General features: G+C 66.8%; 32 protein-coding genes. 26 read left to right on the forward strand and 6 right to left on the reverse strand.

Annotated elements, in window-relative coordinates:
- Window positions 1-52 precede the first annotated feature (52 nt).
- From OG432_RS11010 to OG432_RS11030, 5 genes are all read left to right on the forward strand, one after another.
- On the forward strand, window positions 53-793 hold the full coding sequence (locus tag OG432_RS11010; protein ID WP_443058366.1) for a phage tail tube protein: 741 nt from the start codon (window positions 53-55) through the stop codon (window positions 791-793).
- A 103-nt stretch (window positions 794-896) separates the two neighbouring features.
- Entirely contained in the window at window positions 897-1,235 is a 339-nt protein-coding gene (locus OG432_RS11015) for a phage tail assembly protein (protein WP_328310254.1), read from the forward strand.
- A gap of 110 nt (window positions 1,236-1,345) precedes the next feature.
- Window positions 1,346-1,609 (forward strand): hypothetical protein, encoded by a 264-nt coding sequence (locus tag OG432_RS11020; protein ID WP_328310255.1) that lies wholly within the window; start codon window positions 1,346-1,348, stop codon window positions 1,607-1,609.
- Between the two features lie 3 nt (window positions 1,610-1,612).
- Window positions 1,613-5,710 carry a hypothetical protein gene (locus OG432_RS11025; RefSeq protein ID WP_328310257.1) on the forward strand — a complete coding sequence of 1,366 codons (4,098 nt, stop codon included), beginning with the start codon at window positions 1,613-1,615 and terminating at the stop codon, window positions 5,708-5,710.
- Entirely contained in the window at window positions 5,711-6,556 is an 846-nt protein-coding gene (locus OG432_RS11030) for a phage tail family protein (RefSeq protein WP_328310259.1), read from the forward strand.
- A 145-nt stretch (window positions 6,557-6,701) separates the two neighbouring features.
- On the opposite strand, the gene OG432_RS11035 is transcribed toward OG432_RS11030, so the two are convergent.
- From OG432_RS11035 to OG432_RS11045, 3 genes are read right to left on the reverse strand one after another with little or no spacing between them, the layout of a single operon-like run.
- Window positions 6,702-7,070, reverse strand: coding sequence for a hypothetical protein (locus OG432_RS11035; RefSeq protein ID WP_328310261.1), 369 nt, complete (start codon window positions 7,068-7,070; stop codon window positions 6,702-6,704).
- 9 nt (window positions 7,071-7,079) lie between these two features.
- Complete coding sequence (locus OG432_RS11040) at window positions 7,080-7,466, reverse strand: hypothetical protein (protein ID WP_328310263.1); 387 nt, start codon at window positions 7,464-7,466, stop codon at window positions 7,080-7,082.
- A gap of 53 nt (window positions 7,467-7,519) precedes the next feature.
- Entirely contained in the window at window positions 7,520-7,915 is a 396-nt protein-coding gene (locus OG432_RS11045) for a hypothetical protein (RefSeq protein ID WP_328310265.1), read from the reverse strand.
- A 246-nt stretch (window positions 7,916-8,161) separates the two neighbouring features.
- Between OG432_RS11045 and OG432_RS11050 the strand changes: the two genes are divergently transcribed.
- The 5 genes from OG432_RS11050 to OG432_RS11070 all read left to right on the forward strand — a co-directional run bounded on the left by OG432_RS11050 (window position 8,162) and on the right by OG432_RS11070 (window position 13,014).
- Window positions 8,162-10,327 carry a siphovirus ReqiPepy6 Gp37-like family protein gene (locus tag OG432_RS11050; protein WP_328310267.1) on the forward strand — a complete coding sequence of 722 codons (2,166 nt, stop codon included), beginning with the start codon at window positions 8,162-8,164 and terminating at the stop codon, window positions 10,325-10,327.
- A gap of 16 nt (window positions 10,328-10,343) precedes the next feature.
- The gene (locus tag OG432_RS11055; protein ID WP_328310269.1) at window positions 10,344-11,600 is read left to right on the forward strand and encodes a tail fiber domain-containing protein; all 1,257 of its coding nucleotides are present in this window, start codon (window positions 10,344-10,346) and stop codon (window positions 11,598-11,600) included.
- Window positions 11,590-11,943, forward strand: a complete 354-nt coding sequence (locus OG432_RS11060) for a hypothetical protein (protein WP_328310271.1) — start codon at window positions 11,590-11,592, stop codon at window positions 11,941-11,943. Before OG432_RS11055 ends, OG432_RS11060 begins: the two co-directional genes overlap by 11 nt.
- Before the next feature lie 76 nt (window positions 11,944-12,019).
- A complete protein-coding gene (locus OG432_RS11065; protein ID WP_328310273.1) occupies window positions 12,020-12,787 on the forward strand; it encodes a peptidoglycan-binding protein in 768 nt (255 codons plus the stop codon).
- On the forward strand, window positions 12,787-13,014 hold the full coding sequence (locus OG432_RS11070; RefSeq protein WP_328310275.1) for a DUF7439 family protein: 228 nt from the start codon (window positions 12,787-12,789) through the stop codon (window positions 13,012-13,014). Before OG432_RS11065 ends, OG432_RS11070 begins: the two co-directional genes overlap by 1 nt.
- A gap of 49 nt (window positions 13,015-13,063) precedes the next feature.
- Here the strand turns inward: OG432_RS11070 and OG432_RS11075 are convergent, their stop codons facing one another.
- The gene (locus OG432_RS11075; RefSeq protein ID WP_328310277.1) at window positions 13,064-13,219 is read right to left on the reverse strand and encodes a hypothetical protein; all 156 of its coding nucleotides are present in this window, start codon (window positions 13,217-13,219) and stop codon (window positions 13,064-13,066) included.
- A gap of 236 nt (window positions 13,220-13,455) precedes the next feature.
- Here OG432_RS11075 and OG432_RS11080 point away from each other — a divergent pair, with 236 nt between their 5' ends.
- Window positions 13,456-14,007, forward strand: a complete 552-nt coding sequence (locus OG432_RS11080) for a hypothetical protein (RefSeq protein WP_328310279.1) — start codon at window positions 13,456-13,458, stop codon at window positions 14,005-14,007.
- A 79-nt stretch (window positions 14,008-14,086) separates the two neighbouring features.
- On the opposite strand, the gene OG432_RS11085 is transcribed toward OG432_RS11080, so the two are convergent.
- Both OG432_RS11085 and OG432_RS11090 read right to left on the reverse strand, forming a co-directional pair.
- Complete coding sequence (locus OG432_RS11085) at window positions 14,087-14,875, reverse strand: IclR family transcriptional regulator (protein WP_328310280.1); 789 nt, start codon at window positions 14,873-14,875, stop codon at window positions 14,087-14,089.
- A gap of 125 nt (window positions 14,876-15,000) precedes the next feature.
- Entirely contained in the window at window positions 15,001-15,948 is a 948-nt protein-coding gene (locus OG432_RS11090; RefSeq protein WP_328310282.1) for a quinone oxidoreductase family protein, read from the reverse strand.
- A 295-nt stretch (window positions 15,949-16,243) separates the two neighbouring features.
- On the opposite strand from OG432_RS11090, the gene OG432_RS11095 reads away from it, so the two are divergent.
- From OG432_RS11095 to OG432_RS11165, 15 genes are all read left to right on the forward strand, one after another.
- Entirely contained in the window at window positions 16,244-16,510 is a 267-nt protein-coding gene (locus tag OG432_RS11095) for a hypothetical protein (protein WP_099201429.1), read from the forward strand.
- Window positions 16,511-16,523: 13 nt separating this feature from the next.
- Window positions 16,524-17,447: a hypothetical protein gene (locus OG432_RS11100; RefSeq protein WP_328310286.1), complete on the forward strand. Its 924-nt coding sequence runs from the start codon at window positions 16,524-16,526 to the stop codon at window positions 17,445-17,447.
- A 59-nt stretch (window positions 17,448-17,506) separates the two neighbouring features.
- A complete protein-coding gene (locus OG432_RS11105) occupies window positions 17,507-17,953 on the forward strand; it encodes a hypothetical protein (protein ID WP_328310290.1) in 447 nt (148 codons plus the stop codon).
- A 118-nt stretch (window positions 17,954-18,071) separates the two neighbouring features.
- Window positions 18,072-18,509: a hypothetical protein gene (locus OG432_RS11110; RefSeq protein WP_328310293.1), complete on the forward strand. Its 438-nt coding sequence runs from the start codon at window positions 18,072-18,074 to the stop codon at window positions 18,507-18,509.
- 77 nt (window positions 18,510-18,586) lie between these two features.
- A complete protein-coding gene (locus OG432_RS11115) occupies window positions 18,587-19,456 on the forward strand; it encodes an AAA family ATPase (protein WP_328310295.1) in 870 nt (289 codons plus the stop codon).
- A 12-nt stretch (window positions 19,457-19,468) separates the two neighbouring features.
- A complete protein-coding gene (locus tag OG432_RS11120; protein WP_328310297.1) occupies window positions 19,469-19,861 on the forward strand; it encodes a hypothetical protein in 393 nt (130 codons plus the stop codon).
- Entirely contained in the window at window positions 19,858-20,004 is a 147-nt protein-coding gene (locus tag OG432_RS11125; protein WP_181143720.1) for a hypothetical protein, read from the forward strand. The genes OG432_RS11120 and OG432_RS11125 overlap by 4 nt, the downstream gene beginning before the upstream one ends.
- Window positions 20,001-20,144 carry a hypothetical protein gene (locus OG432_RS11130; RefSeq protein ID WP_328310302.1) on the forward strand — a complete coding sequence of 48 codons (144 nt, stop codon included), beginning with the start codon at window positions 20,001-20,003 and terminating at the stop codon, window positions 20,142-20,144. The genes OG432_RS11125 and OG432_RS11130 overlap by 4 nt, the downstream gene beginning before the upstream one ends.
- Window positions 20,129-20,560 (forward strand): CHC2 zinc finger domain-containing protein, encoded by a 432-nt coding sequence (locus OG432_RS11135; RefSeq protein ID WP_328310304.1) that lies wholly within the window; start codon window positions 20,129-20,131, stop codon window positions 20,558-20,560. Before OG432_RS11130 ends, OG432_RS11135 begins: the two co-directional genes overlap by 16 nt.
- Complete coding sequence (locus OG432_RS11140) at window positions 20,442-21,059, forward strand: toprim domain-containing protein (RefSeq protein ID WP_328315065.1); 618 nt, start codon at window positions 20,442-20,444, stop codon at window positions 21,057-21,059. The genes OG432_RS11135 and OG432_RS11140 overlap by 119 nt, the downstream gene beginning before the upstream one ends.
- Window positions 21,060-21,163: 104 nt before the next feature.
- Window positions 21,164-21,409 carry a hypothetical protein gene (locus OG432_RS11145; protein ID WP_328310306.1) on the forward strand — a complete coding sequence of 82 codons (246 nt, stop codon included), beginning with the start codon at window positions 21,164-21,166 and terminating at the stop codon, window positions 21,407-21,409.
- Window positions 21,406-21,612, forward strand: a complete 207-nt coding sequence (locus OG432_RS11150; protein ID WP_328310308.1) for a hypothetical protein — start codon at window positions 21,406-21,408, stop codon at window positions 21,610-21,612. Before OG432_RS11145 ends, OG432_RS11150 begins: the two co-directional genes overlap by 4 nt.
- 4 nt (window positions 21,613-21,616) lie before the next feature.
- Window positions 21,617-22,810: a hypothetical protein gene (locus OG432_RS11155; protein WP_328310310.1), complete on the forward strand. Its 1,194-nt coding sequence runs from the start codon at window positions 21,617-21,619 to the stop codon at window positions 22,808-22,810.
- Window positions 22,807-23,154, forward strand: a complete 348-nt coding sequence (locus tag OG432_RS11160; protein WP_328310312.1) for a hypothetical protein — start codon at window positions 22,807-22,809, stop codon at window positions 23,152-23,154. Before OG432_RS11155 ends, OG432_RS11160 begins: the two co-directional genes overlap by 4 nt.
- The gene (locus tag OG432_RS11165) at window positions 23,151-23,534 is read left to right on the forward strand and encodes a sigma-70 region 4 domain-containing protein (RefSeq protein ID WP_328310314.1); all 384 of its coding nucleotides are present in this window, start codon (window positions 23,151-23,153) and stop codon (window positions 23,532-23,534) included. Before OG432_RS11160 ends, OG432_RS11165 begins: the two co-directional genes overlap by 4 nt.
- Window positions 23,535-23,588 lie beyond the last annotated feature (54 nt).

Raw genomic sequence — 23,588 nt, forward strand, 5'->3', positions numbered from 1 at the left:
CATATGGCGATGGGGGTTTCTGGCGTGCGCGAACTAGGAGAAACGTTCCTCTTTGGCGCTCAACGACAATGCAACCCTCGTCGTTGGGAATGGCAACTATCTGACCGCCCCGGTCGGAACCGCCATGCCCGGCGACCTTCTCGTGCCCACCTCCCCCTGGCAGAACGTCGGACACACCTCGCTTGAGGATGTCTTCGGCATCACCTCCGAGGGCGGCGAGGCGACCACGATCGGCACGCTTCAGAACAAGTCCCTGCGCACGAAGTACAGCGCGCGGACCGAGTCCATCACGTTCACCCTGAACCAGTTCGACACGGCCGCACTGCGCCTGTACTTCGGCGCCAACGCCCCGCTTCTGCCTGACGGTTCCATCGGCGTTCCTGCCGACCCGCAGCCGACTCAGGCCGCATTCATGGCGATCTTCATTGACGGCGAATCGCACTTCGCCGTCTATGCCCCGAAGGCCGAGATCTACCGGGCCGACGACATGGCGATTGGCGACACCGAGTCGCTCGCCGGTCTCCCCCTGGGCGTCAAGCCGATGGTCTACGGCGCCAACTCCTGGACCTACGCCGTGACCCCGCTCGGCGGCACCGTCGCCACGGGCGCCTCGGCCGGCACGCCCGGCTCCTTCATCCCGACCGGAGCTGTCGCCCCGGCCGACCTCGCCGCTTTGGCGTCTGTGATCGCCACGCCCACCGCGAAGTGGGCCACCGGCCAGTACGTGAGCCTCGGCGACTCCTCGAAGGCGTTCTGGGACGGCTCCAAGTGGGTTGCCGGCTCGGCCTCCTGATCTCCCCCTTCGCCCCGGTGTGAGCGCGCGGACCCGTTCACGCCGGGCCCTCCCCTTCGGTCCGCTCCCCTCTTGCATTTCGACCCCGGAGGTCCGCACCCCCATGGCATCTTTCTCCCTCGACGACATCCGCAACGCCGCCGAGGCGCGATACGGCTCGACCGACATCGAGCTGGGCGACGAAACGGTCCGCCTGCTCAACCCTCTCCGCCTCCCCAGGGACACCCGCACCAAGCTCTCGCAGCTCCAGGACGACATGGGCGGTGAGGACGCGGACCAGGAGGAGCTGCTGTCCGAGGCGATCCGCCTGGTCGCCGAGCACGCGGCGGCGGCCGACAAGCTCCTCAAGGCTGTAGGCGGCGACCTCGCCGTTCTGGCCGAGATCTTCGACCGGTACGGCAAGGGCGCTCAGGTGGGGGAAGCCTCGGCCTCTGCCGCCTGATCGACGACTACGGCGAGGGCCTGTATGCCGACCTGCGCTTCTACTACGGCGTCGACCTCGCCGAGGTAATCGCAGGCCGCGGACCCTCGCCCGCCCTCGTCCTCCTTCTCGTGCAGAGGCTGCCCGACACCTCTCTGACTGTCGCCCTCGCGTCGGGCGGCAGGGAGCACTTCGGCTGGGGCCAGGACCGACATCTGGCCGCCGATCTCTTCGACGCCATCAACTCCAACACGCGGGCCACCGGCCAGTGGAGCAAGGGCAAGGCTCCGAAGATCCCGCCGTTTCCCCGCCCGCAGGCAAAGGCCAAGGCGAAGAAGCCCAGCAAGCGGCCCGCCACCGTGGCCCAGCTCTATCAGCACTTCTCTCGGAGGTAGCCCTTGTCAGCGGGCCAGATCATCGGCCGCGTCGCCGTCAAGGTCTCCCCCGACACCCGTGAATTCAAGCGGGATGCGGAGAAGCAGCTCGACCGTATCGAGCAGCAGCTCGACAAGCTCAAGGTGTCGACGACGATCGACATGAGCAGCGCGTCGAAGGAGTTCGTCGAAGAGCTCCGGAAGATCAACAAGCGCAACAAGCAGTCCGACGCTCGCAAGATCCGCTTCTACACGACCATCTCCACCGATGGCATGGCGACGGCCGTACGGAACGCCGCCAAGGAGCTACAGCGTCGGGCGAACAGCCAGAAGGTTGACTTCAAGGTCAACGACCTCAAAGCCACGGGCAAGGTCGAGCTGGAGCTCGACCAGCAGTCGGCCGACCGCGTCAAGCACAAGCTCAAGGACTGGGCCGATGACCTCAGCCCGCTGAAGATCAAGGTCGAGCCGGATCTCGCCAATGGGTTCGGCGCGCGGATCTCGGCCCGGCTTCAGGTGCTGACCCGTCCGCGCACGGTGCCGATCGTCCCTGATCTGGACAACACGGCCGTGGCGAAGGTCGGCACTGCGCTCGCCGCGCTGTCCGGCGCGCGGGTGCTGAACAACATCTTCGAGCGGCTCGGTCGGACGCTGCGCAACCTCGACAAGAGCGTGCCGATCATCGGCTCGCTTTCCCTCGCGATTGCTGGCCTCGCTGGGTGGGGCCTGTCTGCCGCGAGCAACCTCGCTGCCCTGTCGAGCTCTCTCGCCTCGATCGGCGCCACGAGCCTTCTCCTGCCCGGCCTGTTCGGCGGCATGGCGGTCGGCCTCGGTGTGAGCGTCGCGGCCTTCCGCGACTTCAACAAGGTTCTACCCGAGGTCAAGGGTGCCCTGTCCGGTCTTCAGGACGCGATCTCGGCGAACTTCTGGGAGCAGGCCAAGAGGCCCATCCAGGAACTCGTCGACGGGCTTCTCCCAAAGTTCACGGCGGGCGTCCGGCAGACGGCCACCGAGCTCGGCCAGTTCTTCGGCGCCTTCGCCAAGGGCCTCCAGGGCGCCCTGGACCCCGCGCTGAACCAGATGTTCGTCGACCTTTCCAAGTCGATCGACATCGCCACCAACGGTACGGGCGCCTTCGCGAACATCATCGCCGTCCTCGGCAAGGTCGGCACGAGCTACCTGCCGTCGCTGGCTCAGTGGTTCGTCGACATCTCGGAGCGCTTCTCCGCCTTCCTCACCAAGAGCGAGGGGAACGGCAAGCTCAAGGGCTGGATCGATGAGGGAATCCAATCCCTCAAGGATCTGGGGTCGGTCCTCTACAACGTCGGCGGGATTTTCGCCGGCATCAGTCGCGCAGCCGAAGCTGCGGGCGGCTCCTCGCTCGGCATGATGGCCGACACCCTCGAAAAGATCCACGCGACCGTGGACAGCGAGGGCTTCCAGACCGGCCTGACCAACGTCTTTGCCGCAGCCCACACGGCGATGAACGCCATCGCTACCCAGTCGGGCCCGGCGGTCAAGAACCTCTTCTCGGAGCTTGGGCAGCTCCTGACCGAGCTCCTGCCGCAGGTCGGCGAGGTCATCGGCACCGCCCTGGACGCGGTCGCCTCGGCACTGGCGCAGCCAGCTGTGACCGAGGGCGTCAAGGCGATGTTCAGCGGCATCCAGGCCGCTGTCGAAGCGCTCGCCCCGGCGATGGCCCCGCTCGGCCAGGCACTCGGCGCGCTGATGCAGGTGATCGGCGCGTTCGCCACAATGCTCGGTCCGCTGATCGCAGCCGCACTGGTCCCGCTGGCGAACGCGTTCACGGCGCTCGCCCCCTCGATCACCCCGATCATCCAGCTCCTCGGCGGTGCGCTGACGCAGGCGATCCAGACCCTCGCGCCCGTCCTCACGCAGCTCGTTCCAGTGATCGGTCAGGCGCTCAACAGTGCCTTCCAGACACTGAGCGGCGTCCTGCCGACCATCGCGGAAGCGTTCGGGCAGATCGTTACGGCGATGGCTCCGGTCATCGCCCAGCTCGTGAGCGCGCTCGCGCCGATCCTGCCGATCATCGCGCAGCTCTTCGCGCAGATCTTCGCCGCGCTCGCACCGCTCGTCTCGACCCTGGCATCCGTACTGGCACCGATCCTGCCCGTGCTGTCGGCGGCCCTTCAGCAGGTGCTCACGGCACTCCAGCCGATCATCGCTACCGCGCTTCAGATCATCACGGCGGTCATCCAGCCGCTCCTGCCGATGCTGAGCGAGGTCATCCAGTCGGTTCTTCCGCCGCTGGCTGACGCGATTCAGCGCCTGCTCGAAGCACTCCAGCCGGTGTTCGACGCCCTGCTCAAGGTCGTCAACATCTTGATGCCCGTCCTCGTGCCGGTCATCCAGTTCATCGTCGAGCTGCTGGCCAAGAGCCTGGTAGACGCCGTCAACGGCGTCGCACTCGTCTTCGAGGGACTCGTCGAGATCGTCAAGGGCGTGTGGGACACCATCGTCGGCGTCCTGAAGATCGCGTGGGGCCTGATCGAAGGGCTCTTCACCGGGAACTTCGACACCCTGAAGGAGGGCTGGTCGCAGTTCTGGTCCGGTATCTGGAGCTTCGTCAAGGGCATCTGGGACACGATCCTCGGAGCCTTCGAGACGTTCCTGAGCATCGGCATCCTCGGCGCGGCCGGCAAGGGCCTCAAAGCCATCGGCGCAGCCTTCAAGTCCGGCTGGCAGGCCGTCAAGGGATTCGGCGAGGCCGCGTGGAGCGCGATCAAGTCGGGCTTCAGTTCCTTTGGTTCGTTCCTCGCCGACCTTGGCCGCTCGATGATGTCCGGGCTCGGCAGCCTGTTCTCGGCCGGATGGTCAGCGATCAGGGACGTCGCCAGTAGGGCGATGTCCGCCCTCGGCCGCGCCATCTCGACCGGCATCACCGAGACGATCGGCTTCGTCAAGGAACTGCCCGGCAAGGCCAAGGACGCGCTGAGCGGCCTCGGCTCCACGCTTGTTGACGCCGGTAAGTCGCTCATCCGCGGCCTGATCAGCGGCATCTCGTCGATGTTCGGCGCGGTGAAGGACAAGCTCGGCGATCTGACCAGCAAGCTCACGGACTGGAAGGGCCCGGCCCCCAAGGACGCGGTGCTGCTGTACGACGCCGGACGGCTCATCATCCAGGGCCTCGTCAAGGGTCTGGAATCGGAGTTCTCCAGCGTCAAGGAGGCCCTCAACGAGCTGACGGACAAGATCCCGAAGGACGCCTCCCAGGGCCTGAAGGATCGGATCAACGCCGACCGGACCGCCATGCTCAAGCTGGCTGCCCAGTGGGACACCGGGGCCGACCGGCTCAAGGTCGCCCGCGACAAGCTCGACAAGATGCGCGAGGAAGCAGCCTCCTACGCGCAGCGGGTCACGGATCGGATCATCGACACCGGCGATGTGACCAAGGCGAAGAGCTCCTCCTTCAACGGGATCACGAGCGCCCTTCAGGCGGCCATCGACAAGGCGAAACGGTTCGCCACCGCGCTCAAGAAGCTGAAGGACATGGGCCTTGGCCAGACGGCCATGGACCAGATCGCTTCGGCCGGGCCCGATGCGGGCCTGGCTGCGGCGGAGTCGATCGCGGCGGCCGGCAAGAACGGCATCGCCGAGGTCAACCGTCTTCAGGCCGAGCTCGCCAAGTACGCCAGTCAGGCCGGCGCGACCGCCTCGGATGCGATGTACGCCAACGGCGTCCATATCGCCGAGGGCATCGTGAAGGGCCTCCAGAGCCAGCAAGCGGCGATCGAGAAGCAGATGCTCCAGATCGCCGACTCGATGGTGGCCGCCATCAAGAAGAGCCTCGGCATCCACTCGCCGAGCCGCGTCTTCGCCCAGCTCGGCAGCTACGTCGGCCAGGGCTTCGCCCAGGGCATCGAGGGCGAATCCGGGCGGGTGGCCAAGGCGGTCGACGCCATCACCGCTCGCCCCAGCTCCGCCGACTACGCCAACGCGGCGCGGTCGGTGTCCGCCGCCATCGCAGGCGGTCTCAGCCCCACTGGAGGCGGCGGCGTGACCAAGGTTCTCAACTACTACGCAGCGGCGGGAAGTTCGCTCAGCTCCCAGGAGGAGCTGTTCGCGGCGTCCCACCGCGCACGAATGGTGGGGTGGTGAGTGACTGCACTCCTGCTGGAGACCGAGCGCGATGCGCTCGACCTCAACGGGCAGGCGATGACAGGTTTTGGGTTTCAGGCCACGGCTGGCATGACCGGCCGTGGCCTGCCGGCCGTAGACGTCCAGTGGCTCACCGGGGCTGGAGACGGCGCCCGGTGGCGCGGTCAACGCGTTCAGCCCCGAGACTTGGACATCCCGCTCGACATCCTCGGCCGCGACCGCAGCCATCTGTCCGAGCTGGTATCCCGGCTCGCCCAAGCGGTCGCAGGCGAATGCCAACTCGTCCTCGTTGACGATCAGGGGGTCCGGTGGTCCACGTCGGTCTACCGCACGGGCGGCGGCGACATCACCGACGACGGCACCAGCAGCCTTCAGACCGTGATCACCTTCCGCGCCCCGGACCCGTACTTCGTGGCATCGAGCGTCTCGACCCAGTCGGTCGGGGGCGATCCCGGCAGGAGGCCCTTCCTGTCCAGCCTGGCATCACTGCCTCTCGCGGCCTCGCAGGCGATCGGTGATGTGCAGCTCGACAACACGGGCGACGTGTCGGCCTACCCGGTCTGGGAGGTGTACGGGCCGGGCCGGGACCTTACGGTCACGGCGCCGACTGGCGAGACCTTGCGCTGGCAGGGAACTCTCGCAACAGACGAGCGCCTGATCGTCGATACCCGCAATGGTTCGGTGCGGGACGGTAAGAACGTCAACCGGTACGCCGACCTCGCGGCGGCTCCGCGCTTCTGGACGGTGCCGCCAGGCACCTCGACCGCAAGCGTCAGGATGCTCGACACCACCGCGGATTCCCGCATCGTGTGTTCCTGGCGCCCCCGTAAATGGATGGTGATCTAACCAGCCCTGCGGCGATCCCAGTGGTGGCGGGCTCGAACGGGTCGATGCCGCCCCTACATGGCTCCGCCCCGGCACAGTGTCGGCGCATGTACCGGGGCGAGGTGGATGCGTACAAGTCCTACTTCACTTGTTGAAGTCCGCTTGGTCAGCGACTCGTGCGCTCGTCCGTGAGCTGGTCTACTTCGATTTGCATTGCCGACCGATCCTCCTCGGAGTAGGTCCCGTTCGCACTCTGAATGGAGAGCACACGTCCGTGCGGTGTCTCTCCTGAGTAAGTTGCCCGAATTCCAGCCGGGGCGGAGCCGCTGGCCACCAGGGCAAACGCGCGGGCAAGGGTCTCAAGTCCCTCGGATGCTTGTCCGGCTCGCTGGTCGGCAAGGAATACGGCTTCGCGGCCGATGGCTTCCACGAGCCGTTCGCGGGCTACGGCGACGGTGGGCGATTCCGTCGCGGTGGTCTGCGCGGGGATCGCACCCAAGCCGTCGGCTTCGGGCGTTGCTTCGTTCTCAGACATGCGTGATCCTCATCCCTCTGTCGGCGGCTTGGCGGTCTTACTAATGGCCGCCGACGTGTTTCCGGCGACGAAGTCCTTAGCGAACGCAACCGGGTCCGCCAAAGCCCGACCGCTGATTGCCAGATGGGGAGACGCCGGCGAGGCAGCCAGCGCCGTGGCAGGGCTGGCCACCAGGGCGAAAGCCCGCGCGAGGCTTTCGAGCCCTGCGGACGCCTGTCCGGCGCGCTGGTCGGCGAGGAAAGCGGCTTCGCGGCCGATGGCTTCAACGAGCCGTTCGCGGGCTACGGCGACGGTGGGTGACTCGGTTACGGTGACCTGAGCCGGGATGCCGCCCAAGTCGGTTACCTCCAGTGTTCCTGCGTCCTCTGACACGTCTGTCTCCTCCTTGGCCGACATGGCGTCGACCTGTGGTGTTTGTTCGGGGTCTGTACGGGGCCAGCCAATTAGGGCTAGCGCCCAAGGCTGATGGGTTTGCAGTCGGGTGTGGCACAGACGAGGTCATTCTGGTCTTCGGGGAGCAGTCGGCTGGTGATCCGCTTGGGTGCGGGGCGTGCCTCGTATTCGGCGAGGATGTTCCCGGAGCCGTCGACGACCGTGATGAGGGACGGGACGATCGTTCCGCCGGTGAGGACGAGGGTGGGTACGGACCCCTTGTACCGCACGCTGAACATGCCGATGTCTTCTTTCTTGACGTCGGCAGGTGCGACCTCGGTCAGGCCGCTCTCGCTCTCCGGATGGATCTCGGTCACCGGGATCGAGCCCAGCTCCGGCAACGCAGGGCCGTCACCGCTTCCCTGGATCGCGCCCAAGTCGAAGTTCTCGGGTGCTGCTTGCTCGTCTGCCATGTCCTGGTGTCCTTTCCTGGCCGGCACGCTGCCGCCCTGGTCAGAGCGTCTCAGGACGCAGCGTTACCGATCAATGACTCTCGGCGGAACGGCCGGTAATCGCCAGGGTGGCGCAAAGGCGCTTCCGTGAACCCTGTCCAAGCCCCGACGCGGCTCCGCCCTGGCCCCGTGTCGTCACATACGCCCAGACCCACTCTTCATGACACGAGGTGCCCAACACTGAAACTCGAAGATCTCACTGTCGAAGTGCGGGACAAGCAGCTCACCCGGCTCGGCCTGATCCGCCCCGAGGACCTGACCTTGGAGCTGACCGACACCTTCAACAACGTCGGCACCTGGAAACTCACCCTCGCCAGCGAACACCCGCTTGCCGACACCCTGCGTACCCCCGGCGCAGGCGTGATCATCACGGGGCCGGACGACGTGCTGATGTCTGGCCCTGTCACCTCCTCCGAGTACGCGGCCACCCCCGAGGACCGGCGCGGCAGCATCGCGTTCGAGGGCGTATCCGACACGGTCATCCTGTCCGACATGCTCGCGTGGCCCGAGCCCACCAATCCCGACGTGGGCAAGCAGACGACCGGGCACGACGAGCGCAGTGGGGCGGCCGAGACCGTGATGCACGGCTACGTCAACGCCAACTGTGGTCCGGCTGCCCCGGCCGCCCGGCGTCGGGCAAACCTGGTGATGGGACCGAACCCGGGCCGGGGCCCAATGGTCAAGAAGAGCGCGAGATTCCCCACGTTGGGCGAGCTGCTCACCGAAATCGCGAGCGTGGCAGGGCTCGGCTTCCGCATCGTCCAGCGTGCCAGCCAGCTCGTGTTCGAGACGTACGCGGTCGCCGACCGTACGCGGGAGGTACGCCTCGACGTCCTAGCCGGCACACTCGCTGGACAGCGCGTCTCGGTGTCCACTCCCGGTGCCACCCGGGTCATCGTCGCGGGCCAAGGCGAACAGGAAGACCGGACGCTCATCCCTGTCGACAACACCACGTCCATCAGCGCCGAGACGGACTGGGGACGCCGCATCGAGAGGTTCGTCGACCAGCGCAACACCGACGACGAGAAGGAACTCACTCAGGCTGGCAACGAGGTCTTGGCCGACGCGGGCAAGACTGCAACCGCCGTACAAGCCATCCCCGTTGAAGACTCCCCAATGGAGTTCGGCGTCGACTGGCGACTCGGCGACCGCGTGACGATCGTCGCCGGGGGCCAAGAGCTGACCGCGCCCGTTACGGGCCTGGTCATCAAGGCCGGGGAAGACGGCTTCCGCGTCGGCACTCTGCTCGGCGATCCCAGCCCGTTCGACCCGAACGCGGCAGCCACCGCGCAGGCGGCTACCACCCAGTCGCGCGTCTCCGCCCTGGAACGGACGGCCGAGGCGTCTCCGCCCGGCCCCAGGGAGGTGTGGCCAGAGTCCTTCACGCAGGCCAGCCCGCCCACCGCCTATCCCGACGGCGCGAGCATCATGATCCTGTCCGCCGAGCAGGCCACGGCAGGTGGCTGGGACTTCGGGGGAAAGTACGGGCACATCACCACGCGCAAAGAGCCGTGGGGCGACGCCTCCCAGACGTGGAGTCGCGTCCACGCCGCCACGACCCCGCACGAGGAGTGGGTGCGGGGTGGCAACGCCAGAACCGGCTGGGGTCCCTGGCGCATGATCACGTACAAGCAGATCCTCTCGACCGACACAATCAACCAAGCCACCGACCCGACTGCCTACCCGTACGAGGACTCGCGCCTGTACCTCGACTCGGCCGCATCGAAGGCCGGGGGCTGGAGCTTCGCTCCGATGGGCGGCTACGTATGGACCACCGGCACCAGTACGGGTTACACCACGCAGCGCTGGTCCCGAACCCACGGCGGCGCCGAACCGCATGAGGAGTGGGTCCGCGGCGGCTCCCCCTCGTCCGGCTGGTCACCCTGGCGACAGACCGCCTTCCGCGACAACACAGCGCGCGGCCTGGTTGCCCTCGCACCCCTGAGCGCCTCGGGCTACGTGGGCGACACCCCCACCTTGATCTACTACTGGACTTTCCCGGCCGAAGCCCGCCGCATGTACCGCTTCGGGCTGCGCATCAGCTCGGTCGACACGGATGGCACGGGCGACTCGGGGTCGGGCACCCGGTATGCGAAGCAGTCCGGCTATACAGCTGTGCGCTGGGCCTCTGGAAACTCGGTGACTGCGTCCAGCGCGATCCTCGGCGACATGCTGACCACGACCTTCAACGACGACTCGGACTCGTCCAGCGGCCTGTACGCCGCCTTCCACCTCAACGGAGCACCGCCCGGTCCGACCACCATCGGCGTCTTCTTGAACGCCCGACGCGCGGCGGCTACCTACGGGCAGGTCCGCTACCTCACCGGAGCCGGGTCGGAGCTGTGGATCGAGGACGTGGGTCCGGCCCTCTGACACAAAGGAACACCTCTTGGCAATCACGTCCTTCCCCTTCGACTCCCAGGTCGTCACAGAGAGCCAATACGGCTACCTCTTCCGGGAGTTCCAGGACTCCGGTGTCGTCGCCGCGTACGACAGTCCCGGCTTCCAGGTCAGCGCGGGCAACGGCATGGTCGTGAACGTGCAGCCCGGTCTCGCGATCCTGCGCGGTCACATGGTGCAGTCCACTGCGGCCGAGGCGCTGACCATTCCAGCGGCCGGCACGAGCACCCGGGTCGACCGGGTGGTCCTGCGGCTCGACCCTGCCTCCAACTCGATCACACTGGCGGTTAAGGCGGGCTCGGTGGGATCGTCCGCTCCCCCGGCCCTCAGCCAGACCGACACCGGCATCTACGAGATGGCGCTCGCCAACGTCACCGTGTCCGCCAACGTCACGACGATCACGAGTGCAGATGTCTCGGCGACTCGGTCGGTGGTCGGCCACCGAGTCGGCGTCTGGGCCACGGCCACACGCCCGCCCTCCCCGCGCAAGGGGCAGCTCGGCTTCAACAACACCCTGGCCCGGTGGGAGTGGTGGGATGGCTCGACCTGGGCCGATCTAGCCCCGACCGTTTCGTGGGCGTCCCTCACAGGCAAGCCCTCTTCCTTCGCGCCGTCTGCTCACTCGCACGCATGGGGGGACATCACCGAGAAGCCGACAACCTTCCCGGCGGCTGAGCACTCCCACAACTGGGACAGCGTCGTCGGCAAGCCGTCGTACTTCCCCCCGACATCCCACGGCCATTCATGGGGACAGATCTCCGACAAGCCCGGGTCATACCCGCCGTCAGGGCATTCGCACGGCGAGTACCTCACCTCCGGCAGCACGATCTCCTGGGCCAACGGGTCGAAGATGCCGCACAACAACAGCGCGAGCGGTTCCGGCACTTGGTATGCGGTGTGGGTCGAGGGCGACGGGACGTTCTGCCGGAACACGTCCTCCATCCGCTACAAGGAAAACGTCCGGGACATCGAGGTCGATCCTGCCGCCGTCCTCGCCTTGCGGCCCCGCATCTACGACCGGAAGCCGACCGAGGGCAAGCCGCAGTCACGCAAGGACGAGTACGGCCTCATCGCCGAAGAGGTCGCAGCGACACTTCCCGAAATCGTCACGTACGACGAGGAGGGACGCATCGACGCCCTCCGCTACGACCTGCTCGGCGTCGCCCTGCTGCCGGTCGTGCAGGACCAGGCCAAGCGAATCGAGCGCCTGGAGGCCCTCGTCGAGGAGCTTGCCCGTGCAGCTTGAGCCCTCCGTGCAGGTGGCTCTCGTCTCGGCTGCCGGCGCCGTCGTCGCGGCCCTCGTCGGCGTCCTCGTCGAGCTCGTACGGAGACAGGGCACTGCGCTGGCCGAGGTGCGCGAGCACGCCCAGGAGGCGCGCGAGCAGGTCTCCAACGACCACACCACGAATCTCCGTGATGACGTGGACCGCGTGATTCAGGGACTCGATCGCGTCCTCGACGGCCAGGCCCAACACAGCCGGGACATCACTGCCCTGCGCACAGACCTTGCCCACGAGAGGGCAGAACGCCTCGCAGTCGCCGAGCGACTCGATTCGCACATAACGGCTTCTGTCCCCGACCCCAACTAAGCCAAATCCGCTGCCTATTGGCCCCGTTCCGGTCCTCCGGACGGGGCCTTCGCCATGTCTCGAAGGAGCAAGTCACTTGGGCAACGCCCAGACCATCATCAACATCGCCAAGGCCGAGGTCGGCTACCACGAGGGCCGATCCAACGGGCACTGGACCAACTGGCAGAAGTACAGTCCGGCCGTCCCCGGCCTGGAGTGGAGCCAGAATCAGGCGTGGTGCGCCGTGTTCGCCTCCTGGGTCGCCATGAAGGCCGGACTCGCCAGCCTCTACCCGCGTACCGCGTCGTGCGCGACGGGGGTCGAGTGGTTCAAGAGCCGTAACCGCTGGAGTGCCTATCCGGCAGTTGGCGCCCAGGTCTTCTACGGATCGGGCGGCGGCACCCACACCGGCATCGTGTACGCCTACGACTCCACGTACATCTACACCGTCGAGGGCAACACCAACGCGGACGGCTCGGCCGAGGGCGATGGTGTGTACCTGAAGAAGCGCGAGCGCCGCAGCTCGTACGTGTATGGCTACGGCTACCCGGCCTTCGCCGAGGGCATCGACTCTGCGGACCCGGCATGGAAGAGCAGCAAGGACAGGGGAGACAGCACCCCGTTCCCGGGCCGGCAGGCATTCCGTCTCGGCCAGTCCCACCCCGCCGTGACCGTCCTGGGCAAGCGACTCGTCGCGCACGGCTTCGGCCGCTTCTACTCCGAGGGTCCGGACCCCCGCTTCACGGAAGCAGACCGCAAGGCAACCGAGGCGTTCCAGCGGGCGCAGGGCTGGAGCGGTGCGGACGCGGACGGCTACCCGGGTCCGTCGACCTGGTCCCGCCTGATGGCGCCGGCAGGTCGCTGATGAGCAAGATGCTGATGCCCGGTTCCAAGCCCATCTCGCTGGTGAGCCTGCTGCCTGTCCGCTACCGCACGCGCGTCGGTGCGGTGCTTTCCGCGGTGGGTGTGGCGGTGTCCATCGCCGCCATCGTCTACGCCGACAGTCCGGAGGTGGCCGTCATCGTGCAGATCCTCACGGCGCTCGGCGTGGTTGCCCCGAGCGAGGACGACTCCCTGGAGGAGTCGCAGTAACCCCATCCCCCCGCCGGCCCATGTGGTCGGCGGGGGGCTTCACTGCGTTTCACGCCTTGTCGGCTTCCTTGGAGCGGTTGATCTCCTCGACGGTCGTCACCGTGGTACGCCTGCGCTTGCGGGAACCGCTGTCGGACGCCTGGGGCTGCGGCGCGGGTGCCGACTTGGACGCCTTCGCCCTGTTGATCTCCTCGACGGTCGTCACCGTGGTACGCCTGCGGGCCCGGTTCGTCGAGCGCCGATCGTGCTGGGTCAGTGCGGTCTCGAAAGGTTCGGCGTGATCGGCGCAGCGGTCGGCCTCACCCTTGCGGCCGTCCTCCGCTGTAATGGTGTACCTGACTACTGGTAGACCGGGACGGCGACAAACACCACAGACAGTAGTTGTTCCATCTCCCACAACCATTGCCTCCACTCGATCGTCTTGACTGGTTCAACTCTTACATGTCACTGTTGGGCTGTGCGCCTTGCGACCACAGGGTGTCACGCATAAGGGAGGACGAACGCGAGGAAGGGCCACACATGCCGCCGAGGAGCAAAGTACAGAATCACGACGAAGCCAAGCGCTGGCTCCTTGAAGGCAAGTCGTACGCCTGGATGGTCAAGACGTACCGGGAGAAATACAACATCGAGACCTCTCCCGGGTACTGGGCCACGTATGCCAATCGAGCGGACCTCCCGCTCCGGCTTGTTCGCGATACCGCGCTCATTCCGTGGAAGGTCGCGAAGCAGCACCGCTGGAACTACAACCTCGTCATGCTGCGCTGTGAAGCCCGCGAGCGAGCCGGGGAAAAGCTGAACGACGAGGAAGCCTCCAAGTTGGCGAGCTGGAAGAAGTGGCTCGAAGAGGACAAGCTCGTCATCTACTACGACCCCGAGACGAAGGACGGCTTCTACGCCGTCCCCCGAGAAGACCGGGATACGGATCTCATTCGAGTACCGGACAATCCCGCACTCCTGCGCAGTAAGTCGACGCGCACTAAGAGCGCTACCTAGCCCGCCTTTACCGTTTCTTGGCATGCAATAACGGCTACGAGCCGCTTCCCTCTACGCGAAGGGAAGCGGCTCGTGCGCGTTAGGCCACGGACTCCGGCGCCCACGGCATCGAAGCCAAGCGGCTCAGCATTTCGGCAGCGGTCATCGTTGCGGCTACAAGCCGGCTCGGGTCCTCGGGCATTTTGTCGACGTGCACCCACAGCAGGAGGGAGCCATGAATGGTGTCCCCCCACATGACGGGGACGGCCACCGAATCCCAGCCGGCCATGCACTCCTGTCGTCCGATGGCGAATCCCATGGCCCGGATGTCCTTCAGGGACTCGATGAGGGCCTCGTTGTCCCGGATCACTCCCGGGCCGACGCCTTCAGGCACGGATTCGGCGAGAACCTTCTCCTGGATGGGCGGCGGCATGTGGGCCAGGATGACCCTGCCCGACGCTCCGGTACGCAGGGAACGGCTGTACTTGACCAGCTCGAAGGGGTCGATGCCGATGCTGCGCGGGTCGAAGTCGCCGATCGCATAGTCGGTGCAGATACGTCGGGCGCCGACGACGGCGTAGTAGGCGACCAGGCCGCCAGTCACCCGCTGGAGCTTGTCGAGAACCGCCTGCGTGGCCTCGGGGTCGGGCGTCTGCGACAGGGCCTGCATCGAGAGCCGGAAGGCTCCCGGCCCCAGTCGGTACCGTCCCCCGGCCTCCTGCACGAAGGTGCCGTCCGCCAAACCGTCTTGGAGGATGCGGTACACGGTCGCCGCATCAAGATCCGTTTGTTTGGCGATGGCTGTGGGGCCGTGACTGTCTCCTTCGAGATCAGCGAATGCACGCTGAACCAGGAAGACTTTCTTTCCGTGTGCTGTTCCTTTGCCCATGACTTCCCTGAACGTCCGCCGCACGCGCACACGGCGGCACGACGAGAGCCTGATTTAACCGGTTCACGCCCTCTTCCCCGTAGGCGGACCGAACAGAGAGGTTACTACCCGAGTCGGACTTGTTACTACCGAGTTGTCTTGATCGTCACTTTACCCGTGGTCTTGCGGCTTTCGAGATCAGAGTGGGCCTGGGCCGCGTTGCTGAGTGCGTAGCACGGACCGATGACCGGGCGAAGATCACCGCGAGCGGTTGCCTCGAACAGGGCCTTGATCGAGTCCCGCAGTGCGTACCGGACGCCGTAGAGGTTCGGGAGCCAGAAGCCTGAGACGGTCTTGGATGCCTGCATGAGTTGGGCAACAGGGGCTTCGCGCTGGTCGCCCGAGACGCAGCCGTAGACGGCCATGTGGCCCCGGGGCGCGAGTGCGGCGAGCGTGGCGTCGAACACCTCGCCGCCAGTCATCTCCAGCGCGCGCGTGACAGGGCCCTCGTTCGCGTCGAGGATGCGGGCCGTCAGGTCCTGATGCGTGGATGAGTCAAGGACAGCGTCCGCGCCCAGGCCGCGGACAAGGTCTGCCTTCTCGGAGCTGCCGGCCAGCGCGATCACGCGGGCACCAGCGGCTTTGGCGAGCTGGACGGCGAGGGAACCGACACCGCCGGCCGCCGCAGGGATGAGAACTGAGTCTCCCTTGCCGACCTGGAGCACCGTGTGCAGCAGGTGCCAGGCGGACTGGCCCTGGAGAGCGAGGGCTACGGCCTGCTCATCGCTGATTTCGTCGGGCACCTCCCACGTAACTGCGCGATGCACCAGGGCCTGTTCGGCATATCCGCCACCACGGCTTAGTGCAACCACCCTGCGGCCATCGGCGAGAGTTCCCATGACTTCATTGCCGGGCGTGACGGGGTATTCGACCGGTGCCAAGTAGCCGTTTTCTCGCAGGTGAATGTCTGCGTAGTTCACTCCAGCCCGTGAGACCTTCACCACATGATGCCCGGCGATGGGCGCAGGTGCGGGCACTTCCTGGACCTGAAGCACCTCCGGCCCGCCGGGTCTGGCTATGACAATTGCGCGCATGATCATTCCTTGTGGGTGTCGCTGGAGCGATCAACTCTAGGGTGCTGAGCGCACCCCTCCGCACCTCTTTTCACCTCACGAAATGATCATGCCCGGGTTGACGGAAACCGCAGATCAGCGCCGTGTTGGGGCTCATTTCGCGTCGTGAAATCCGATCACGTGGACGCTGTGACTCCGGATACGGTTTGAAAGGGTTGACCCGATGTTGACCACCAGGCAAGATCCTGGAGGTGTCGCACGCATGTTCGATCGACTGGCGCGGAGGATGCCAGTCCGGGGAGAGGGGAGCTAGCGCATGACACACGACTGGCCGGTGGCCGCCACTGAGGACGAGGCGATCAGGACGGTCGAGCTCGTCTCCCTTCCTGGGGTCACGCTTCACGTAGACCACGACGACTGGGACTACCACATCACCGTGAGCCCTGACCACGCTCCCGGCCACCTGCGACGCATCATTGCGGCTGCCCAGAGCCGCGGCCTCGACCTGCTGGACCAGGACGCCTGCGTTCCCGTCCTCCTTGCCGACGACTCGGTCCGCCTCTACCTACAGTCCACATCCTGATCTTGGAGCTCGCTTGCCCATCACTCTCGTCGATCTCCCCGCACGAGCCCTTGGCGTGCCCCGTGACCGCTGGGGGCGCCCGCTCGTCATCCCGAGGGGTGGCGGTAGGCCGCGCGGGCTCACGCGGGTCACCACCTTCATCGATGCCATCGAAGACAAGAGCGCGCTGACCGCCTGGGGCAAGCGCATGACGCTCCTCGGCGCGGCCCGCGAGCCCGCTCTGCTGGCCGCTTTGCAATACTTGAACCCCGAGACTCGCGAGGGGAAGGCGGCCCTCGACCAGCTCGCCGAGCGGGCGGTCACCGCCGCCGGAGCCAACGCGAAGCGGGAGCGGGGTACCCACCTGCACAGCCTGTCCGAGCTGGTGGACCAGGAAAGAGCGCTGCCGCCTGGCACGTCCGCTTCGGATGCCGCAGACATGGCGGCATACAAGGCCGCCACCGCGATGTTCGATGTGGTGGCGATGGAACAGTTCGTCGTGGTCGACGAGCTGGGCACCGGAGGGACCTTCGACCGCCTGCTCCGATACACCGGCCCCGGCCCTGACGGGCGCCTCATCGACGGACTGATCATCGGCGACCTGAAGACCGGCAGCGTCCAGTACGGGGCCCTGAAGATGTCCTCGCAGCTCGCGGTCTACTCGCGGGGCGAGCTGTACGACCACACGGCGTTTCCCGTGGATGCCGAAGATGCCGGAGAGCTGGCGGCATGGAAGAAGCGTGAAGTGCCGGCGAACGTCGCCGCGACGGCCTACTCACGCATCCCCGACGTGAATCAGGACTGGGGCGTGATCATCCACCTTCCTGCGGGCGAGGAGTGCTGCACGCTCTACTGGGCAGACCTGCGAGTCGGTTGGGACGCCGCGCGCCTGGCGCTGGATGTCCGCCGCGCGAGGGTGACCAAGAATGCGCTGGTTCCATTCAGCCCGATCGATTGATATAGTGTATCCAGAGCGAGGGGCGGTTCACCTCTCGCATCGAAGGAAGGGGTTCACTAGTGACCGGCGAAGGCCGATCCGTCACCGTCACCATCAAGTGCGGAGCAGCACAGGAAGACCCGCAGCTCTCGTTTCGAGGGCCGGGCGCCGAGGTCCAAGAAGACATCGCCGCCTGTTTCGGCTTCGATCGTAAGAGTGTATCTGGATTGACTCTCCATGAGCTCGTCGCAGAGGCGAACCAGCTCGCGCAGGGCGCCTCGACTGTCATGCGGGGCTTCCCTGGCGCCCGCGTCGTCCCGCAGGGCGATAAGCGGAGCGAGAGCGCCCAGAGCAACACGCCCCCGGCAGGCCACCAGGAGACGGAGAACCCGCTCCTCGAACAGATCACAGCTTGTGCCACCGCCGACGACCTCCGTCGCCTGTGGGCCACCAACCAGCACGCCTTTACCGACCCGGCGGTGATGGACGCGTGGAAGGCCCGAGGCCGGGCCCTAGCGGGTTCGTGATGAAGAACCGCCTTCTCGGCGCGGCCATCGCCGTAGCCATCGCAGCGGGCACCCTCAAGGGCCGCGCCCCAGTCCGCCGCACCCCCTACCCCGTTCACCGACAGAGTGGAGATCAGTAGTGCCGCTGAACCTGAAGGACATCCCTACCGCCAACGGCGGATGGTTCAAGCCGAAGGAAGCCGCAGAGGCCATGGCCATCCTCGTAGAGGTCAAGGACTACGAACGCCAGCGCCCCACGCCCAATGGGCCGAAGGACAGCGCACTGTGCGATGTGACCGTCTTCAAGACCCCGGAGCAGCTCGACCGGCTCGCGCCCGAGGTCTCGAAGGGGCAGCGCATCGAACAGACGGTCCTCGCCCGAGACCTGGCGACGCTCATCGGCAGCGCCGTCCTCGTCACCGTCACCCAGGTCCCCGCAACCAAGCCCGGCGCCCACCCGGCATGGGTCTGGAAGCAGATCACCGACATGGGCATCCGCAACAAGGTCATCGCGTACGCCGAGCAGCGTGACGCGGCAGTCGACGCGGCCGTGGCCGCCGCCCCGTCCTTCGACTGACCGCACCCGACCTCCGCTGGGCAGGGGCGGCTTTCATGGCCGCCCCTGCCTGGCGGGTGATGAGGAGGAGCTCACGCTTGCTCAGCCCTGCACGATCCCTGACCCTGCACGCCGAGTCCGGCAAGGAGCTGCCGCGGATCGACGCCTTCGAGCCGCTCTACAACATCGGTTGCCGTCCACGTCACGGCGAGGTCGTGATGATCGCCGGTCGGTCCGGCACCCAGAAGTCCGGCCTGGCGCTCTTCTGGGCCGCCCAGATGAACTTGCCGACGCTCTACTTCAGCGCGGACATGAGCGCATTCACGGCGTCGTCCCGGCTGACCAGCATGATGACCGGCGACACCACGACGATGGTCGAGGCCGGCATGGCCGCTGGCGGCCGGTACCGCGAGGAGTACCTCGCCGCGCTGGCGCACCTGAACATCACCTTCAGCTTCGGCAGCCCGATCACCTGGAAGGCGGTGGACGAGGAGCTGGAGGCGTACGTCGAACTGTGGGACGCCTATCCGGCCGTGATGGTGTTCGACAACCTCATGGACTTCGACTCGGCGGAATCCGACTACACCGAACAGATGGCTGTGATGTCGGGCCTGACCGAACTCTCCCGCGCGACCGGCGCGACGGTGATCGTCCTCCACCACGCCAGCGACAAAAGCTGGGAGGCGAAGAGCGACCCGTGGGCTCCGCCCTCCCGAGACCAGGTCAAGGGCGGGTTGAGCGAGAAGCCCGAGCTGTCGCTGTCCGTGGCCCTGGACCCCACGTCGATGGAGTTCCGGATCGCGGTGATCAAGCAACGAATGGGGGCCTGCGATCCAACCGCGAAGCGGTACGCGACCTTGCGGTGCCAGCCCGAGTACACCCGCTTCACCAAGCCTGAACCTCGCATCTCCCCCCTTCCCCCGGCCGCACCACGACAGTGGTCGCCGCTCGACGCCCTGAAGCAGTGAGGATTGTAAGAGTTGAACGACATTACGGCGCGGAACCGCCGGAACAAGCGAGCAGGGGCACGGTGGGAGACCGAGTTCCGCGATCAGCTCCGCCAGGCTGGGTTCGACATCGAGCGGCTACGGCTCACCGGAGTCGAGGATGAGGGCGACCACGTCATTCGCCGACAGCCCGTGCGGCACCGCCCCTTCCTGATCACCGAGACCAAGAACGCCAAGTTCGAGCCCGGGACCTTCATCAAGGAAGCCCTCCGCGAGCGCGACAACTACGCGAAGCACCGGGGCCTCGATCCGCGGGACGTAGACGTGGCTGTGATCGTCCGGCGCAGGGGTGCAAGTTGGCGCCAGGCGTACGTGCTGAGCACGGTCGAGGAATTCTTCGACCTCCCGCCGGAGACGGACTCGTGAGGCAGTACGAGGAGATGGAAGAGCAGGCCCGCATCTGTCGCGAACTCGGCGAGCTGATGGACGACTTCACCACTCCCCAGGGACTTCGCGAGATCGGCTATGACCCGTACGCCCGCTTCTTCCGGGGGGAGCGCGTCGCGTGATGCCGGCCGAGGAGGTCTGCGGGTTCGAGGCGTTCCTCGACTGCCTCAACGATCCCGACTTCGACGGCCAACTCCTCATGGAGTTGGAGGAGTTCTTCGAGATCCCTGTACATGACCTCGACGAATGGATGCTGCCGTGAACCTGGCGCGTCTCCGGAACGACTTCGAGGACCAGGAGCACGAGAAGCCCACCCTGGCGGCCGTCCTCGATCACTACGAAATCGACTACAACCCCGAGCGCACGTCGGGCATGGCCCCGTGCCCCCTCCACGAGGACAACACACCGTCGTTCTCGTACCACCTGGACCGTGGCCTGTGGAAGTGCCACTCCTGCGGCGAGGGAGGGGACAGCTACACGCTGATCATGAAGAAGGAGAAGACCACCTTTGCCGGAGCACGAACCCTTGCGGCCTCTCTCGCCCTCGCAACGGGCGATGCTGGAGGAGGCGACCGCCACCTATCAGGCAGCGCTTACGGCGGACGCCGCTCAGTACCTTCTCGGGCGCGGGATCACCGAGGACGAGGCGGCTACGTACCGGCTTGGCGTCGTAGCTAACCCCCTCCCTGGACACGAGCGCCAGGCCGGGCGGCTCGCCATTCCCTACCTCGGGCACGACGGACGCGTCCTGACCATGCGGTTCAGGTGCCTCGAAACGCACAGCCACCGCGACTTCGGGCACGGCAAGTACAACTCGCTCAAGGACGATCCGCCACGCCTGTACGGCATTGACGCGATCCATGCAGCGGGCGATGAGATCCACGTGACGGAGGGCGAGCTCGACGCCATCACCCTGCGGCGGGTCGGCCTCCACGCAGTGGCGGTTCCCGGGGCAGCCCTTTGGCGTCCGCGCCATCGCCGGATGCTCGCAGGCTTCTCGCGAGTGTGGGTGTGGGCCGACCCGGACGAGGCCGGCGCCGAACTTACGACCCGCGTCTGCCGCTCTTTGCGATCAGCCCGAGGGGTCCGCCTGCGCGACGGCGATGTGACCGAGACCTACATGAAGGAGGGCGCGCAGGCCCTTCTCGACCTGATCGGCGAGGGGGGTCAGCAGTGACCGAGGGCAAGATGACGCGGCGGCCGGCAGGCCGAAGGCCCGACCCCGCAACGGCGATCTTCACTGAGGTGAGGGCGGCTCGCAAGCTCCTCGGGGACAAGCCCATGCCCCTCGCCGGAGGCCAGCGCCCCACCAAGGGACGAGCCCACCACCAGCGCGAGGCGAATCGATGGCGGTCGATCGAGACGAGCCGCCAACTCGCTAGCACCCCCGGCTGGGACTCCACGCTCCTGGCGGCCTGCTTTGAAGCCTTCGCCGAGCAGGACACCCAGCACTCTCGTGACCGGCTCGTCCGCCTGGCCGCCCTCGCCGTGGCAGCCGTGGAGTCCATCGACCGGGAGGCCGCGTGAGCGAAGGACTGCCCGGCAACCCCGGCCCCACCCTCCAGCGCATCTACGACGAACTGGAGCCCGACGAGCGCGAGTCCGTAATGATCCGCCTCCTCGACGGCTCCTCCGCCGAGCGCCTTGCCCTCGTCCTGCGCAGACATGGGCACGCCGTCTCCGCGTCCACCATCCGCACGTACCGTCGATCCCTTCAGGAGACCGCGTAAGCCCGTGACTACCTCTCTACTGACTGACCTTCTGGCCACACCCACCCCTCCACCCATACCTGCCCGCCAGACCGACCCTGACCGCGACTACACGAGGCAGATCGAGGTCTCCGGCAACGCGGCCGAGGTCACCGTGCGCGGCCCAGTTGAGATGGACCCGGACTCCTCGGCCGTCGAGGTGCTGCGCGCCCATCAGCTCGACCCGGCCGACTGGGACGTCAAGGCGTTCCGCAGCTCCGAGTGGACTCTGCCGAACGGTGAGCTCGGGGTGTCCGCACGCTTCACCTTCGCCCGGCGGCAGGACGCCGAGGCCGAGCGCCCGAACCTCGACGAGCTCCTGGCCCTCGTCGACCGCTACGACCCGCCCCGCCTCTCGACCGCCCAGCGTCAGGGCGACCACACCCTGATCGTCGCGCTCGGAGACATGCAGTTCGGCAAGGCAGACGGCGACGGGGTGGCCGGCACCCTCCAGCGGACGATCGCCTGCATCGACAAGGCCGCGGCTCTCCTGCCCGAATACCGGAAGCGGTTTGCGATCGGACATGTCCACCTTGCATGGCTCGGGGACCATATCGAGGGCTACCAGTCCCAGGGCGGCGCAAACGCCTGGCGGACCTCGCTGACGCTGACGGAGCAGATTCGCCTCACCCGCCGCGTGATGGCCCATGCCGTCCTGCGACTCGCCCCACTGGTCGAGCGCCTCACCGTGGCGGCCGTCCCCGGCAATCATGGCGAGGCCGTCCGGTTCAACGGCAAGGGCGTCACGCGGTACGACGACTCCCACGACACCGACGCCCTCGTTGCCGTGCAGGAGGCAGTCTCGCTGGCCCCGGAGGAGTTCGGGCACGTGGAGTTCTTCGTGCCTGATACCGACGAGCTGACCGTCGTGGTCGAGTGCTCGGGGAGCGTGATCGCCCATGCCCACGGCCACCAGTGGAGGTCGGGCAAGCACTTCGAGTGGTGGAAGGGCCAGAGCTTCAACAAGGCCAGCGCCATGCACCAGGCGGACGTGCTGCTGGCCGGCCACCTGCACCACGAGTTCGTGGACACCGACGGCCCGAGGACGTTCATCCAGGTGCCGGCCATGGAGTCCGAGTCGACGTGGTGGCGCCACCGCACGGGCACCCGAGGAGCCCCCGGCCTGATGATCATGATCACGAAGGACGGCGAGGTCCCGGTGAAGGAGGTCGTTCGATGACCATCACGCTCCAGGACATCGAGCATCCACCGCAGACCGCCACAGCCGACTGGGCTGTCTTGGCCGAGCCGCAGGTGGACAGCGTCTGCCGCGCCGTGGCGCGAGGCTTCTCACGCGACTACGGGCTGACGTTGGAGTACGAGGACGCCTTGCAGGAGTCGGTCATCATCGCCGCCGAGCGCGCCGCTTACGTGCGCCAGCTCGTCGCCGAGGGCGGGGCCGGGCTGCTGCACCGCTGGCTCTCGCAGAGGCTCCGCGACCGCTGGCTGACCGAGGCGAAGCGCCGGTCCGCACACGTGTCGTACGAGGTCGCACGCACCGTCGCCGAAAGCGGGGGCCGGTGACCGGATATGACCGGGCCCTGGTCGAGCATCTGCTTCCGGCGGTATGGGATGACGAGGCGGCCTACGGCATCCGCAACTTGCAGGCCCCGGACGCCGACATGCCCAAGGGCAGCGTCGATCCGAAGGCGGCGAGCCTGTTGTTCGCCCACCTCGCCGACATCCGGCGGGGTTGGGTAACTGCACCGCTCACCCCCGGCGAGCGCCAAGCCATCGTCCTGCGGTACGGCGCCGATCTCCCCGACGCGGAGGCCGCCACCCTCCAGGGCGTGACGGACCGAGCCGTCCGATACCGGCTCGAACGTGGGGTCGGAAAGATCGCCGCGCACCTGAACGGCAGGCCCTACGTGGACGGCTACGACGGCTTGGCGGAGGCGGCATAGCCCTGGACGCGAAGTCGATCAGTCCAATTCGGCCAATCCAGCGCTCCGCGAACG

It is taken from the genome of Streptomyces sp. NBC_00442, assembly GCF_036014195.1.
Lineage (GTDB): Bacteria > Actinomycetota > Actinomycetes > Streptomycetales > Streptomycetaceae > Streptomyces.